The following is a 14,808-nucleotide window of genomic DNA, read 5'->3' on the forward strand; positions in this document are numbered from 1 at the left end:
AGAAAGCCGGTGGAGTGGGGATCCCGCAATGATCCCCACTCCACCGGCGGACTGTTTCCCTTCCGCGCCCACGTCTGACGGAGCACAGAACAGGTGAATTCTCTCAACAGTTTTTATCCGGAGTTCGACAGCGCGGAAATCCAGGAGACCATCGAGCCGCTCGCCGCCTTCGACGGCGACGTGCTGCCGTATCTCACCGCCGCGCACATCCCTCCACCTGACAGTCTATCACCGACCGTTCGCACATGGACCGGTGCCGACGAGGCGTACCCGTTCCAGCGGATCGTCCGCGCGCTCGCCGCCGGCGTCCTCGCACCGGACCCGGTGAGCCGGTACGCGGCGCTGTTCCACGACCCCGAGCAGGTCACCCGGGAGCTCCTCGCCCGCGCCGAGGCGCGGCTGAAGGACACCTGCGCCCGCGCGCTGGTCGCGGCCGTCAACAAGGCGTCCGCCGAGGGCCGGCTGACCGGAGACACCCCGCAGGACCGCTACCGCTGCTTCGTCACCGGGGCCTGGCAGGACTCCCTCGCCGACTTCCCGGTGCTCGGCGCGGCGGTCTCGCACATCGTCCGCAACACCGTCGACGCCTTCACCGAGCAGTGCGAACGGCTGACCGCGGACCGCGCGGCGCTCGCCGAGCACTTCGGCATCGCCGCCGACGACCCGGTCGCCTCGATCGGCCGCAGTGACGGCGACAGCCACGCGCACGGCCGCAGCGTCGGCGTCCTCACCTTCGCCTCCGGCGCCCGGCTGGTCCTCAAGCCCCGCGACGTCTCCGGCGAGGCCGGGTACGAGCGGATCGCCGCCCACGTCAACCGGACCGCCGGCACCCGGCTGCCGGCCGCCCGCACCCTGGTGCGGGCCGGCTACGGGTACGTCGAGTTCGTCGAGGCCGAGGACGTCCGGGACGACGCCGAGCGCTTCATGCGGGCCTGCGGCGAACTCGGCGCGCTGCTGCACCTGGTGGACGCCCGGGACATGCACTTCGAGAACATCGTCGCCACCCGGCGCGGCCCCGTCCCGGTCGACCTGGAGACGCTGCTGCACCCCGCCCGGGTCCACGCCGGCGCCCGGCCGGAGGCCGAGGGCAACGCGTACGACACCATCGCCCGCTCGCTGTACGGCGTCGGCATCCTGCCGCTGGTGCTCGCCGGGAAGGACGGCGACGCCGGCCACGTCGACCTCGGGTTCCTCGGCGGCGACAACCAGGGCACCGCGCCGTTCAAGGGGCTGACCTTCGAGGAGCCGTTCACCGACCGGGTCCGGATGGTCCTGCGGGCCCAGCCCGCCGAGCCGCGCGGCACCGTCGTCCCCGCCGCCGACGAGCAGCAGATCCTGCGCCTCGCCGACGCGATGGCCGAGGGGTTCACCGCCGTCACCGACGCGGTGCGGCGCGACCCGGACGGCTGGGCCGCGATGCTGCGGGAGGTCGCCGCGACGCTGCGGGTGCGCTACGTCCACAATCCGACGGCGCTGTACGCGCAGACCCTGCGGATGACGGCCTCGGCCGCCGCGATGGCCGACCCGGCGACCAACCTCGCGCTGCTCAAGCGGATCGCGATCGCCTCCAAGACCAGCGACCGCGGCATCGTCGCGGCCGAACTGCGCCAGCTCGCCGAACGCGACGTCCCCTACTTCACCGCCGAGGCGACCGGCACCGCGCTGTCCGACGCCGACGGCACGGACACCGGCGCCCGGCTCGACGCCTCGCCGCTGGACCGGGCGCTGGCCAAGGCGGCCGCCCTGGACGAGGTCGCGGTGGAGCGCCAGCTGACGCTGCTCTACTCGACCTTCTGCGCCCGCTTCCCCGACAACCACCTGAGCGGCGCCGCCGCCTGGAGCGCCCACCGGGCGCCCGCCGAGCAGCGGGACCTGCGCGGGCTGGCCCGCCGGATCGCCGACGAGCTGGTGGCCACCAGCCTGCCCGACAAGTTCGCCCACCTGCCGCGCACCTGGATCGGCCCGCTGGCCTCGGCCGCCGCGCAGCGCCCCTGGCCGTGCGGGGTGCTCGGGTACGACCTGTACACCGGGCGCAGCGGCCCGGCCCTCGCGCTCGCCGCGGCCGGCCGGCTGCTCGGCGAGGAGCGGTACGCCGACGTCGCCCGGCAGATCTTCTCCACCAGCGCCGACATCCTCGCCTCCCAGCGCTACGAGCAGCGCAGCGTCGAGCAGACCGGCCCCGGCGCGTACACCGGGATGACCGGCCTGCTGTTCGCCCTGCACGCGGCCGGGGAGCTGCTGGACGAACCCGCCTGGACCAAGGCCGCGCAGGAGGCGCTGCCGCTGGTGCTCGCCCAGCTCCCCGCCGACGGCGGGCCGGCCGACGTGATCGGCGGTCTGGCCGGCACCGCGCGGGTGGTCGCCGCGGTCGGCGGCCCGCACGCCGCCGCCGCGCTGCCCGGGCTGGTCGGGCGGCTGTGCGCGGCCGTCGAGCGGCCCGACCCGGCGTGGGCCGGGCAGTCCGGGTTCGCGCACGGCGTCGCCGGGATCCTGCACGCGCTGGGCGTGCTGCGCGCCCCGGCGGGCGAGGAGGCGGCCGGGCGGGTCGGGGCCGCGACCGGCCTGCTGCTGGAGCGCCTGGAGGCGTTCCACGACCCCGCGGTGGGCGACTGGTTCTCCAACACCGCGACCCCGGACCGGTTCTCCACCGGCTGGTGCCACGGCTCGGCCGGCATCGCGCTGGCGCTGGCCGCGCACCCCGGCGCGCCCGACCGGGAGCGGCGGCTGGAGCAGGCGGTGGCCAACACGCTGCGGGTCGGCTTCGGCCGCAACCTCACCTGGTGCCACGGCGACCTGGGCAACCACGACGTGCTCACCGGCATCGCCGCCGCCCGCGGCGACCGGGAGCTGGCCGGCCGGCTGGCGGGGGTCGAGCGGGACTGGCTGCGCGCCGAGGTCTTCGAGCGCAAGCTCGCCGACCGGCACAGCCGCTACGCGCACACCAACAGTGTCATGGTCGGCACCTCGGGCGTGCTGCTGCACCTGGTCAACCGGCTCGCGCCGGAGCTGCGGACCTCGCCGCTCGCGCTGACCGGCGGGGGTGCCCGATGACCCGCCGGGTCCCCACGGTCACCCAGGTCACCCAGACCGAGTGCGGCCTGTGCTGCTGCATCGCGATCATGCGCCACTGGGGGCGCACCGAGGACTTCGTCACCGTCCGGCAGGACCTGGAGGCCGGCCGGGACGGGCTCGGCGCCAAGCAGCTCGCCGACTTCCTGCGCTCCCGCGGCATGCGGACCAAGATGTTCCGGGCCCGGCACATCGACGCGCTGAAGGGCTTCACCACCCCGGTGATCCTCTACTGGGAGGAGTACCACTTCGTCGTCCTGGAGCGCTTCGACGGCCGCACCGCGACCGTGATGGACCCGGCGGTCGGCCGGCGCCGGCTGACCCGCGCCGAACTGGAGCGCGGCTTCAGCGACGTGGTGATCGCCCCCGAGCCCGGCCCGGAGTTCCGCCGGCAGACCCTGCCGGCCACCCGCGACTGGCGCACCGTCCCGCTGTTCGCCGAGAGCTCCCGGCCGCGGATGGCCCTGGTGGCGCTGCTGTCGCTCGGCGGGTACGGCGCCGTGCTCGGCGTCCCGGCACTCACCAAGTGGGCGGTCGACCGGCAGGAGCACTGGCAGGACGCGGCCGGGCTCGCGGTGGTGATCGGGGCGCTCGGCGCGGCCGCCGCCGGCTACCTGCTGCTGTGGCTGCTGCGGGTGGTGGTGCTCTCCTCGCTGATCTCGGTGATGGGCCGTCACCTGATGGCGCACACCTTCCGCCGGCTGCTCGCGCTGCCGTACAAGTTCTTCACCACCCGGCAGCCCGGCGAGCTGCTGTTCCGGCTCAACACCGTCAACGCGGTGCGCGACCTGCTCTCCTCGCGGATCGCGCAGGGCGTCCTCGACGTCGGCACGCTGGTCTGCATCGGCGGCTACCTGTTCTTCGTCGAGTGGCGGCTGGGGCTGGTCGCCGCCGGGCTGTTCGCGGCCAACGCGCTGCACCTGTGGCTGACCCGCACCCGGGTCAAGGAGGTGACCGACGCGGAGATCAGCCAGGTCGGCCGCAGCCAGTCCACCCAGCTGGACGCGATCGTCTCCATCCCGACGATCAAGATGGGCGGCTACGCCGAGCAGTTCGCCGACGAGTGGGAGCAGACCTACCGGGCCTCGCTGGACGCGATGCGCGCCCGGATGCGGCTGCAGCAGGGCTGGATCGCCGGACTCGCCGGCACCACCCAGATGTTCGGGCCGCTGGTGCTGCTGCTCGCCAGCCTCTACCTGGTCTCCCGCGGGCAGGTGACGCTCGGCTCGGCGATCGCCGTCCAGTCGGTGTCCGCGACCTACTTCTCGCTGTCCGGCTCGGTCTTCCAGATGTTCACCGAGTTCTCCGAGGCCTCCCGCTACATGGCCCGGATCAGCGACATCACCACCCACGAGCCGGAGCCCGCCGGCGGCGGGCTCACCGTGCTCGCCGACACCTCGATCCGGCTGCGCGAGGTCGGCTTCCGGTACACCCGGCACAGCGACCCGGTGGTCAAGGAGGTGTCGCTGGACATCCCCGCCGGGGCCCGGATCGCCCTGGTCGGCGCCTCCGGCTCGGGCAAGTCCACCCTCGGCCGGCTGATCTGCGGGCTGCACCGGCCGACCGGCGGGGCGATCGAGTTCGCCGGCCGCCCGGCGGACGACTACGACCGCACCTTCCTGCGCCGCCAGATCGGCTACATCCCGCAGGAGGTCCACCTGCACAACCGGACCATCCTGGAGAACCTGACCCTCGGTCAGGACATCGACCCGGCCACCGTCCGCGAGTACTGCGCCTCCGTCGGCATCCTCGACTTCATCGACGACCTGCCGATGGGCCTGAAGACCCTGGTCTCCGAACTGGGCGCCAACTTCTCCGGCGGCCAGCGCCAGCGGCTCGCCATCGTCCGGGTCCTGCTCCAGCGGCCCAGGATCATCGTCATGGACGAGGCGACCGCCTCGCTGGACACCCTGAACGAGCGCCGGGTCGCGCAGATCATCGAGGAGCTCGGCGCCACCCAGGTGATCATCGCGCACCGGCTGGCCACCATCCGGCACGCCGACCGGATCTACGTCTTCAGCGGCGGCCGGGTCGTCGAGCACGGCACCCACGAGGAACTGATGGACAACCAGGCGGCCTACGCCGCCCTGTACACCGACGCGGACACCACCACTCTCACGGGCGGGACAGCATGACCGAGCCAGCCGTCACCATCCGGGCCTTCCTGCCCTTCTACACCCGGGCGCTGCCGCTGCCTCGGCTGCGCGAACTGCTCGGCGCCGACTTCGAGGACGCCGTGGCCGCCGAGCACCGCGACGCGGTCGCCCACCGGCTGTGGGAGGTGGCCCTGTCCACCGTCGAGGGCCACGCCTACCGGACGCTGATCGCCGAGTTCCACCGCCACCGCGAGGCACTGGGCCTGCCCCCCGACCCGGACGGTGCCACCGCCCTCGACGCCTTCACCGCCGAGCCGACGGCCGACCGGCGGTACGCCGAAGTACTGGAACGCCACCCCGTGCTCGCCCGGCGCCTCGCCTCGGTCACCCGCAACACCGCCGCCGCGTACGGCGAGATGTTCACCGCCCACCGCAAGGACCGCGCCCTGCTGGCCGCCGCCCTCGGCCCGGCCGCGGCGGGGCGGATCGCGGCGGTCGAGCCCGCCGGGTCCGACCCGCACAACGACAACCGCAGCGTCCTGTTCGTCACCACCGAGGGCGGCCGGCGCCTGGTGTACAAGCCGCGGCCGCTCACCGCCGACGACTTCGCCCGCGACCTGCTGGCCGCCGCCCAGCCCCACCTCGCCCACCCGATGGACGGCTGCGTCCCCGACTCGGTCACCGCCGACGGCCACGGCTGGCAGCTCTTCACCGCACCCGAGCCGATGCGCGCACCCGACCAGCCCGCCCGCTACTTCTACCGCTTCGGCGCGCTCACCTGCCTGCTCAGCGCGATCGGCGCCACCGACCTGCACGACGAGAACCTGCTGGCGCACGGCGAGCACCCCTGTCTGATCGACACCGAGACCCTGGTGCGGGCCGACGCCGGCGTGGACAACGACACCCTGTCCAACACCCTGATCAACCACATGAAGAACTCGGTCACCTCCACCATGCTGCTCCCGGTGGTCAACCCGGGCGCCGTGATCGACGTGATGGTCTCCGGCGCCGGCGTGCTCGGCGAGCAGCAGTCGAACATGCGCAAGCCCCAGGTGGTCGACGCCGGCACCGACGCCGTCCGCGTCGAGTGGGGCGGCATCAGCTACAGCCACCGCCTCAACGTGCCCCGGCTCGGCGACACCGCCCTGCCGATCACCGCGCACGTCCCGGACCTGATGGCCGGCTACCGCGACGCGCTGGCCTTCCTGCGCTCCGGCGGCGCCGAGCAGGTCCTGGCCCGCCACCCCGAGCTGCCGGTGCGCTGCGTGCTGCGCACCACCGAGGTGTACGCCCGCTACCTGGACGCCTCCACCCACCCCAAGTACCTGGTCTCCCAGGCCGAGACCGACCGGCTCCACGGCCACCTGCACCGCTTCCCGCGGAAGCTGGAGAGCCGGCAGGCCGCCTGGCTGCGCCGGGCCGAGGCCGAGTCGCTGGACGGCGGGAACATCCCGTACTTCCTGACCCGCGGCAACTCCACCGGGCTCGCCGCGCACACCGGGGACATCGAGGACTTCTTCACCGTGTCGGCCCTCGACAACGCCCGCCGGGGCGTGCGGATGGCGGCCGGCCGGCACGAGCACTACCACCAGTTCCTGATCGAGGAGTGCCTCGGCGACCTGACCGGCACCCCGGAGGGCCTGTCCGCGCACGGCGTCTTCCACGGCGCGCCCCTGACCATGGCCGCCCCCGGCGCCTGGGGCCCGCGGATCGCCGAGGTGATCGCCGACCTCGCCGTACGGATCGACACGCCCGACGGCCCGCAGGCGGGCTGGCTCGGCAGCATCGGCCCCGACCGGGGCGCGGCCACCGTCACCCCCGGCAACCACATCGCCTTCCACGACATGGGCGGCATCGCCCGGCTGTACCGCACCGCCGCCCGCCGCGGCGCGCGGTTCGCCGAGCTGCGCGAGGCCTCCGACCGCGGCCTGGCCGCACTGGTCGCGGACTACCCGCACACCCTCGCCACCATCCCCGAATCGGTGTTCTCCGGCCTCGCGTCCCTGCTGCTGGCCCGCCCGCACGCCGTCGACCGGGCCTGGCTGGACGCCCTGGTCCACGAACTGGAGCAGCGCGGCGAGAAGCTGGAGGCCGACGTGGCCAACGGCCCGGCCGGCGTCCTGATGGTGCTGCTCTCCCGCGCCGAGCGCGGCCTGCCGGTCGACCGGGCGCACCTGGACGCCGTCCGCCGCCTCGCCTTCGCCCCCGACCGCGCACGGCCCAGCGGCGCCCCGATGGAACTGGCCCACGGCGAGCTCGGCCTGTGGTGGGCCCGCGCCCGGGCCGGCCGGGTGCTCGACGAGCCCGCCGCGGCCCGGGAGGCCTTCGACTGGCTGGCCGAGCGACTGCCCGGCCACCGGTCCGCGGTCACCGGCTGGTGCAAGGGCGCCGCCGGGGTACTGCTGGCCGCCGCCGAGATCTGCCGGGCCGCCGGACGCACCGACTGGCTGACCCGCGGCCCGCTGGCCGCGCTGGTCGCCGCGGCCACCGAGCTCCCGGACGGGCCGGTGGAACTCTCGGTCTGCCACGGCAGCAGCGGCGTCGTGCAGTCGCTGCTGGCCGCCGCCGCGCTCACCGGCGAGCGCACGCTCGCCGAGCAGGCCCTCGCCCACCAGGGCCGGGTGATCGAACTGGCCCGGAAGCACGGCCACTACACCGGCGCCGCCGGCCGGACCTCGCTGATCGGCTACCTGCTCGGCTGGTCCGGCGTCGCCGACACCGACCTGATGCTGCTCGACCCCGAGGGCCTCGTCCACGGGATCCCGGCCGCCCTGACCTGTTAGGAGACCCGACCGTGCGCCACTCGATCGTGCTGCCGATCACCGCGGTCCGGCCGGAACAGGCCGTCCCGTTCGCCAACCTGGTCCGCTGGACCCGCGCCGCGCGGTTCTGGCAGGGCCAGTCCCAGGTCATCGACAACCACCAGCTGGTCAGCTGGCTGGCGGGCATCGGCATCCGGGTGCCCAGCGGCTTCGGCGTGAACCTGACGCCGCTGCGCTCCCCGTACCACGCCGCGATGGAGGCCCGCAGCACCGCCCTGACCACCGGGCAGCAGGTGCTCGCCGCGTACGGGCCCGGCGCGGTGGACTACCAGCGCGGCATCCTCGGGCGGCCCTACCGCAGCCCGCTGACCGCCGTGCGGGAGTACGTCACGACGGTCCGCGCGCTGGTCAACGGCGAGTTCGTGGAGAGCGAGGGCGCGTACTACCCGACCACCGCCCGGATGGTGCCGATCCGCTCCGCCGACGTCCGGATCGGCCTCGGCGTGCTGCGGCCCAGGATGGCCGAGCTCGCCGGGGAGATCGCCGACGACGCGGTCGCCTGGCTCTGCCCGCCCGACCACCTGCGCGACGTCCTGGTGCCCGCCGTGCGCAAGGGCAGCGCCGCCGCCGGCCGCGAACCCGTCCCGGTCACCGCCATCGTGCCCTGCGCGCTCGCCCGGGACGGCCGGGACGCCGAGGAGCTCGCCTTCGCCACCTGCGGCATGCACCTCCAGGCGCCGCACTACCAGGACACCCTGCGGCAGGCCGGGATCCGGGTCACCGGCGAGCGCTCCGACGCCCGCAAGCTGATCGACGCCGGACTGTTCCCGTACGGCACGGCCAAGGACGTGCGGGACGCGCTGCGCCGCTTCGCCGACGCCGGGGTGGAGGAGGTGGTGCTCAACGTCGTCGGCGTGGCCGCCACCCTCGGCGCCCGGGCGGCGGCCCAGGACCTGGAGGACATCCTCACGGAGGTGTAGCCGCCGTACACCCCGAGGACGATCTTTCGGACCGGCGGAACTGGGGCGGTCGGGTAGGTGGTGAGAGCGGTTAGTCTGGCCCCACCCGCCCTTCCCGACGGAGGTACTCCGCCTTGCTGCACCTCGACCAGTGGATCGAGAGCGTCCCACCGACCTCGGTGTACGCGCTCATCGGACTGATCATCGGCCTGGAGAGCCTCGGCATCCCGCTGCCCGGCGAGATCGCCCTCGTCACCGCCTCCCTGCTCGCCGCCCAGGGCGTCGTCAGCCCCTGGGGCGTCGCCCTGTGCGCCATCGCCGGCGCGATCATCGGCGACACCATCGGCTACGCCATCGGCCGCAAGGGCGGCCGGCCGCTGTTCGAGAAGCTCGGACGGCGCTTCCCCAAGCACTTCGGGCCCGAACACCTGGCGACCGCCGAGCGGGCCTTCGACAAGTGGGGCATGTGGGCGGTCTTCTTCGGCCGCTTCATCGCCCTGCTGCGGATCTTCGCCGGGCCGCTGGCCGGCACCCTGAAGATGCCGTACTGGCGTTTCCTGATCGCCAACGTGCTCGGCGGCGTGGTCTGGGCCGGCGGCACCACGCTGCTGGTGTACCAGGTCGGCAAGGTCGCCGAGGAGTACCTCAAGGGCGCCTCCTACATCGGCCTCGGCGCGGCCGTGGTGTTCGGTGCCGGCTCCGCGCTGGTCCTCAAGCGCCGCGCCGCCAAGTCCCGGGCCGCGCACCCCGAGCAGTCCGGCGGCCCGAGCGGCGAGCCGGTGCCGCCGATGCAGCCCGCCCAGCCCGTCGAGCAGCCCGCCGACTGACGGGCTGTCGCCGCCGGCCGTGATCGCCCGTCGGCTAGGGTCGGGGGTCGACGGAGCGCACACGGAGCCAGCCCTGGAGGCAGCGGTGAGCCAGCAGCAGTGGACAGCGGTCGACGAGTACTTCAGCGAGGTGCTGATCGGCCACGACGAGCCGCTCGAAGCAGCCCTCGCCGCGGCCGACGCCGCCGGGCTGCCGCACATCAACGTCGCCCCGAACCAGGGCAAGCTGCTCCACCTGCTGGCCCGCACCGCCGGCGCCCGGCGGATCCTGGAGGTCGGCACCCTCGGCGGGTACAGCGCGATCTGGCTGGCCCGCGCGCTGCCCGAGGACGGCCGGCTGATCACCCTGGAGCTCGACCCGGCGCACGCCGCCGTCGCCACCGCCAACCTGGCGCACGCCGGCTTCGCCGACACCGTCGAGGTCCGGGTCGGCCGCGCCGCCGACAGCCTGGAGCAGCTGGTCAAGGAGGGCGGCGAGCCCTTCGACCTGGTCTTCATCGACGCCGACAAGCCCAGCAACCCGCTGTACTACCAGCGCGCCCTGGAGCTCACCCGCCCCGGCTCGCTGATCGTCGTCGACAACGTGGTGCGCGGCGGCGCGGTCGCCGACGCCGACAGCACCGACCCGGCGATCGTCGGCACCCGGCACATGCACGACCTGATCGCCGCCGAGCCGCGGGTCAGCGCCACCTCCGTCCAGACCGTCGGCACCAAGGGCTACGACGGCTTCACCCTGATCCGCGTGGAGGGCTGACCCGTGCGCATAGGACTGCTCGGCACCGGCCCCTGGGCGGGCTTCGTGCACGCCCCCGCCCTCGCCGCACACCCCGGCGTGGAGTTCGCCGGCGTCTGGGGGCGCCGCCCCGAGGCCGCCCGCGAACTCGCCGAGGCGCACGGCGTGCGCGCGTACGGGAGCGTCGAGGAGCTGCTCGCCGACGTGGACGCGGTCTCCATCGCCCTGCCGCCCGAGGTCCAGGCGCGGTACGCGGTGCAGGCCGCCGAGGCCGGGCGCCACCTGCTGCTCGACAAGCCGGTCGCGGTGACCGTCGCCGACGCGGCCGCGGTCGCCGGCGCGGTGGAGAAGCGCGGCCTCGCCTCGGTGGTCTTCTTCACCGTCCGCTTCGGCGGCGAGCAGGCGCCCTGGCTGGCCGAGCAGGCCGCGCGCGAGGACTGGTTCACCGCCCGCTGCGAGTGGATCGGCGCGGTCTTCACCACCGACAGCCCGTACGCCGCCTCCGCCTGGCGGCGGGAGAAGGGCGCGCTGTGGGACGTCGGCCCGCACGCCCTGTCCGTCCTGCTGCCGGTCCTCGGCGACGTCGAGAAGCTGACCGCCGCGCCCGGGCCCGGGGACACCGTCCACCTGGTGCTGCGGCACGCCGGCGGCGCCTCCAGCACCGTCACCCTCAGCCTCACCGCCCCGCCCGAGGCCGCCGTCGACGGCGTCGCCTTCGAGCTGCGCGGCGCCGGCGGCGTGAGCGCCATGCCGGGGCGCGGCGAGCACCCGACAGCGGCCTTCGGCCGGGCCGTGGACGCGCTGCTCACCGCCGCCGACGGCGGCCCGGCGCACCCGTGCGACGCCGCCTTCGGGCTGCGGGTGGTCGAACTCCTCGCCGAGGCCGAGCAGGCGCTGACCGCGTAGCGGGGATCAGTCCGAGGGGCGTTCGAAGACCAGGTCGCCCGCCCGGGCCAGCACCTGCGGACGGGTGCGGCCCGGGTGGTCGGCGGCCAGCCAGTGGTGGCCGATCGCCACGCAGAAGGCGATCAGCGCGCGGGCCTCCACCTCGTCCGGGTCGGCGCAGAAGCCGCCGATCGCCTCGCGCAGCAGCGCCATCCGCCGGTTGTCGACCCGGCGCAGCCGCTCCGCCACCCCGGCGTCCCGCCGCGCCCAGTCGCGCACCGCCAGGTCGACCGGCAGCAGCCGCTCGGAGAAGGTCAGCGAGCCCGCCCGGGTCGCCCGGGTCCGCGGGTCGCCGCCCTCGCGCTCCACCTGCGCGACCACCTCGTCGACGCTCTCCCGCTCCCAGGCGTCCAGCACCTCGGTGAGCAGGGCGTCGCGGTCGGCGAAGTACCCGTAGAAGCCGCCCTTGGTGACGCCGATCCGCTTCGCGAGCGCCTCGACGCGCACCGCGTCCGGCCCGCCGTCGGCCAGGGCCCGCAGGCCCTCCTCCACCCACCGCTCGCGCGGGGTGCGCGCTGCCGCTGCCACGGCCCCTCCTGCCTTCCTCCCGCCGCCCGGCGGGCCGGTGTACGCCACCGTATACATGGGTCTAGCCTGGTTCTGTACGCAAGCGTATACATGGGGGAGGCAGTCATGAAACGTGCCCGCACGGCCTACACCGCGCAGCCCTGGCGGATCCACGAGTACACCCGCGACTTCCGGGTCGAGGACGTCTGGTCCTTCCGCACCCCCGGCGCCGGGCCCGAGGACTTCCCGGTGATGCTCGACGCGATGCGCTCCGACGGCGGCTTCGGCCGGCAGACGCCCGCCGCGCGCTTCCTGTTCGCGGTGCGGTGGAAGCTCGGCGCGCTGCTCGGCTGGGACGACGACCGGGCCGGCCTCGGCGCCCGGGTCCGGTCGCTGCGCGAGCGGATCCCCGAGGAGCTGCGCCGCACCACCGAGGGCGTCGCCTCCGACGGCACGCCGTTCAGTCCGGTGTACCTGCTGCCGACGGAGTCCGCCGCCGAGATCGCCAACCGGACGGTCCACGCGGTGATGCACCTCGGCTGGGCGCCGGCCGACGCCGGCGGGTACGAGCTGCGGATGGCCGTCCTGGTCAAGTCCAACGGGCGGCTCGGCCGGCTGTACATGGCGCTGATCGCCCCGTTCCGGTACCTGGTCGTCTACCCCGCGCTGACCCGGCAGTGGGAGCAGGCCTGGCGGGAGCGGGGGCGCGGTCGGGGTTAGGGCTTCGGTCGGCGGTCCGCGGGGCGGCGGGGCGGGATCGGGACGGACGGGAAGTCGCGGGCGCCGGTCCACAGGGCCGGCACCGCGTCGCTGCGGCGGGCCAGCTCGTACACCAGCGCCTCGTAGTTGACCCGCCAGCCCCGGAAGTGCGGCCACGCCTCCTCGGCGGTCCGCTCCTTGCGGAAGCCGCTGGCCACCACCATCGCCACCGCCGCGTCGAACTCGTGGAAGCTCAGCCGGATCGGGCCGTCCGGGTCCGGGTCCGGGTCGAAGTCGATGCGCAGCGTCCGGGCGATGTCGCGCAGCGCGGTGAAGCCGGCCCGCAGCACCAGCCGGGCCTCCGGCGGGGCCGTGCGCGGGTCGAGGGCCAGCTGCATCGCGGCCGCGTCCAGCACCGCGGTCAGGCCGACCACCCAGCTGCGGTGCGGCTGCGGGGAGCGGAAGGAGATCAGCACCGGGTAGTTGGAGTGGCTCTCGCCGAGGTCCGCCGCCAGTCGCTCCCAGTCCCGGTACAGCTCCGGCAGCGCGGTCTCGGTCGACACCAGCGACTGCCGGGCCAGCAGCTCCGGCCCCCAGGCCGGCTCGCCGGCCCGGGACTGCAGCAGGGTGACCTCCAACTCCCGCCGGTTGTACGCGCCGTACAGCGTCGGCAGGTAGGCGATCAGCAACGCGATGATCAGCGGGCCGGTGGCCGCCGCCATGAAGTCGATCACCGACAGGTGCAGCCGGTCGCCGCTCGCGAAGCCCAGCGTGAACAGGCTCGACCCGGCCTCCCGGAAGGACACCGACCAGCTGAGGTCCGAGGTGCCGTGCAGCAGCAGCGTGTACGCCAGCAGCATCCCGCCCAGCCAGGTGGTCAGCATGCCGACCAGGATCAGCGGCGCCAGCCAGGTCTGCGCCCGGTCGATCGCCGGGTACCCGCCGCCGAACGGCGTCGTCGCCAGCCGCAGCCCGCCGCGCAGCAGCGACCAGATCCGGAACACCAGCGCCGAGTACAGCCCGCGCGGCACCACCAGGGTGCGCAGGATGCCCGCGATGGTGATGCCGAACAGGGCGAGCCCGGCCAGGGTGAAGATCACGCTCATGGCGCCATTGTGTCGTGTCCCGGTGCGAGGGCCGAGGTCAGGCGGCTCCGACCGGCCAGACCACCGTGCCCCGGCGGGTCAGCAGCGGCTCGGCGACCTCGCTCGCCGGCGAACGGAGCTGGCCCAGCACCACCGGGCCCTCGATCCCGGTCAGCCCGGCGAGCTCCGCCAGCAGCTCCCCGAGCGGCCCGAACTCCTCGGCGCGGACGCTCCGATGGGCCGTCAGCACCCAGCCGTCGGGCACCTCGGTGAGCTCGCCCGCGCAGTCGAGCAGCGCGGGGGAGGACGGTGCGGCGTCGAGCGTGGCCAGGGAGCCGGGATCCCCGAGGTGGCCGCGGAGGGCGGCCAGCCGGTGCTCGGGGGTGGTGGCGGGGAGGCGGACGGACAGCGTCAGCTCGTAGGCGTCGGTCATCCGGCTCACGTTAGCCGCTGGGCGGCCAGCGCGGCGGCGTCCGGCCACACCAGGCGGAGCTTGTACGGGGTGCCGGCGAGCCGCCCCGGCACGCCGCCGGGCGGGGACACCGCGACGCGTTCCGCGACCCTGCCGCCGAGGGACCGGTAGAACGCCTGGGCCGCGATGTTCGGCTCCAGCACCCACAGGTACAGGGCGGGCCCGGCGGCCCGCTCGGCGGCCGCGGCGGCGGCGCGGGTGAGCAGTGCCCTGCCGAGGCCGGAGCGGTGGCGGCCGTGGACGACGTGCAGGTTGTCGACCAGGCTGCCGTGCACCGCGTCCTCGTCCGGCACCAGGTGGACGAAGCCGAGCAGCGACCCCGGCGGATCCTCGGCGAGCAGCGTCACCGTGCCGGCCGGGGCGGCCAGCCGTGCGGACCAGACCGTGCGGCGGTCGGAGAGGATGTCGCCGTCCAAGTATGCGTCGGCGTACGCGCCGCGGTAGTGGCGGCGCCAGCTGTCGGTGTGCAGCAGCGCCACCTGCTCGGCGTCCTCGGGGCGGGCGGGGCGGAACTGCGGCGTCGCCGGCATGGGGCGGGTCCTCCTCGGCGGTCCGGGGTTTCGCCGCAGGCTAGGCGGGGTCTCGGTGGGGCGTCCACGCAGTTTCGGTCCGTGGAACGGCAGCTGACGTGTCGTCGGCCGCCCGTGCAGGAAT

The 14,808-nt window shown here is 74.6% G+C and carries 12 protein-coding genes; 8 read left to right on the forward strand and 4 right to left on the reverse strand.

Going from position 1 to position 14,808, the window contains the following annotated elements:
- Positions 1 to 93 precede the first annotated feature (93 nt).
- The 7 genes from ACGFX4_RS03450 (at position 94) to ACGFX4_RS03480 (ending at position 11,352) form a co-directional block, all read left to right on the forward strand.
- The gene (locus ACGFX4_RS03450) at positions 94 to 3,051 is read left to right on the forward strand and encodes a type 2 lanthipeptide synthetase LanM family protein (RefSeq protein ID WP_393069852.1); all 2,958 of its coding nucleotides are present in this window, start codon (positions 94 to 96) and stop codon (positions 3,049 to 3,051) included.
- On the forward strand, positions 3,048 to 5,204 hold the full coding sequence (locus ACGFX4_RS03455) for a peptidase domain-containing ABC transporter (RefSeq protein ID WP_393069853.1): 2,157 nt from the start codon (positions 3,048 to 3,050) through the stop codon (positions 5,202 to 5,204). The genes ACGFX4_RS03450 and ACGFX4_RS03455 overlap by 4 nt, the downstream gene beginning before the upstream one ends.
- Complete coding sequence (lanM, locus tag ACGFX4_RS03460) at positions 5,201 to 7,948, forward strand: type 2 lanthipeptide synthetase LanM (RefSeq protein WP_393069855.1); 2,748 nt, start codon at positions 5,201 to 5,203, stop codon at positions 7,946 to 7,948. Before ACGFX4_RS03455 ends, lanM begins: the two co-directional genes overlap by 4 nt.
- Positions 7,949 to 7,959: 11 nt before the next feature.
- Entirely contained in the window at positions 7,960 to 8,907 is a 948-nt protein-coding gene (locus ACGFX4_RS03465) for an LLM class flavin-dependent oxidoreductase (RefSeq protein ID WP_393069857.1), read from the forward strand.
- Between the two features lie 116 nt (positions 8,908 to 9,023).
- Positions 9,024 to 9,713 (forward strand): DedA family protein, encoded by a 690-nt coding sequence (locus ACGFX4_RS03470; RefSeq protein ID WP_393070269.1) that lies wholly within the window; start codon positions 9,024 to 9,026, stop codon positions 9,711 to 9,713.
- An 85-nt stretch (positions 9,714 to 9,798) separates the two neighbouring features.
- A complete protein-coding gene (locus ACGFX4_RS03475; protein ID WP_393069858.1) occupies positions 9,799 to 10,467 on the forward strand; it encodes an O-methyltransferase in 669 nt (222 codons plus the stop codon).
- A gap of 3 nt (positions 10,468 to 10,470) precedes the next feature.
- Entirely contained in the window at positions 10,471 to 11,352 is an 882-nt protein-coding gene (locus ACGFX4_RS03480; RefSeq protein ID WP_393069860.1) for a Gfo/Idh/MocA family protein, read from the forward strand.
- Between the two features lie 6 nt (positions 11,353 to 11,358).
- On the opposite strand, the gene ACGFX4_RS03485 is transcribed toward ACGFX4_RS03480, so the two are convergent.
- A complete protein-coding gene (locus ACGFX4_RS03485; protein ID WP_393070271.1) occupies positions 11,359 to 11,883 on the reverse strand; it encodes a TetR/AcrR family transcriptional regulator in 525 nt (174 codons plus the stop codon).
- Positions 11,884 to 12,024: 141 nt separating this feature from the next.
- Here ACGFX4_RS03485 and ACGFX4_RS03490 point away from each other — a divergent pair, with 141 nt between their 5' ends.
- Positions 12,025 to 12,618 carry a DUF2867 domain-containing protein gene (locus ACGFX4_RS03490; RefSeq protein ID WP_393069861.1) on the forward strand — a complete coding sequence of 198 codons (594 nt, stop codon included), beginning with the start codon at positions 12,025 to 12,027 and terminating at the stop codon, positions 12,616 to 12,618.
- On the opposite strand, the gene ACGFX4_RS03495 is transcribed toward ACGFX4_RS03490, so the two are convergent.
- The 3 genes from ACGFX4_RS03495 to ACGFX4_RS03505 are packed head-to-tail and all read right to left on the reverse strand — an operon-like array spanning position 12,615 to position 14,684.
- On the reverse strand, positions 12,615 to 13,703 hold the full coding sequence (locus ACGFX4_RS03495; protein WP_393069863.1) for a hypothetical protein: 1,089 nt from the start codon (positions 13,701 to 13,703) through the stop codon (positions 12,615 to 12,617). The two genes, ACGFX4_RS03490 and ACGFX4_RS03495, sit on opposite strands and share 4 nt — an antisense overlap.
- A 37-nt stretch (positions 13,704 to 13,740) precedes the next feature.
- Positions 13,741 to 14,115 carry a hypothetical protein gene (locus ACGFX4_RS03500; RefSeq protein WP_393069864.1) on the reverse strand — a complete coding sequence of 125 codons (375 nt, stop codon included), beginning with the start codon at positions 14,113 to 14,115 and terminating at the stop codon, positions 13,741 to 13,743.
- 5 nt (positions 14,116 to 14,120) lie between these two features.
- Positions 14,121 to 14,684 carry a GNAT family N-acetyltransferase gene (locus tag ACGFX4_RS03505; RefSeq protein WP_393069865.1) on the reverse strand — a complete coding sequence of 188 codons (564 nt, stop codon included), beginning with the start codon at positions 14,682 to 14,684 and terminating at the stop codon, positions 14,121 to 14,123.
- Positions 14,685 to 14,808 lie beyond the last annotated feature (124 nt).

This window comes from Kitasatospora sp. NPDC048365, from assembly GCF_043200835.1.
Taxonomy (GTDB): domain Bacteria; phylum Actinomycetota; class Actinomycetes; order Streptomycetales; family Streptomycetaceae; genus Kitasatospora; species Kitasatospora terrestris.

Coding starts and splice junctions, on each gene's coding strand:
- ACGFX4_RS03505 (WP_393069865.1), bottom strand. CDS start 14,684: ATGCCGGCGACGCCGCAGTTCCGCCCCGCCCGCCCCGAGGACGCCGAG.
- ACGFX4_RS03455 (WP_393069853.1), top strand. CDS start 3,048: ATGACCCGCCGGGTCCCCACGGTCACCCAGGTCACCCAGACCGAGTGC.
- lanM (WP_393069855.1), top strand. CDS start 5,201: ATGACCGAGCCAGCCGTCACCATCCGGGCCTTCCTGCCCTTCTACACC.
- ACGFX4_RS03495 (WP_393069863.1), bottom strand. CDS start 13,703: ATGAGCGTGATCTTCACCCTGGCCGGGCTCGCCCTGTTCGGCATCACC.
- ACGFX4_RS03500 (WP_393069864.1), bottom strand. CDS start 14,115: ATGACCGACGCCTACGAGCTGACGCTGTCCGTCCGCCTCCCCGCCACC.
- ACGFX4_RS03490 (WP_393069861.1), top strand. CDS start 12,025: ATGAAACGTGCCCGCACGGCCTACACCGCGCAGCCCTGGCGGATCCAC.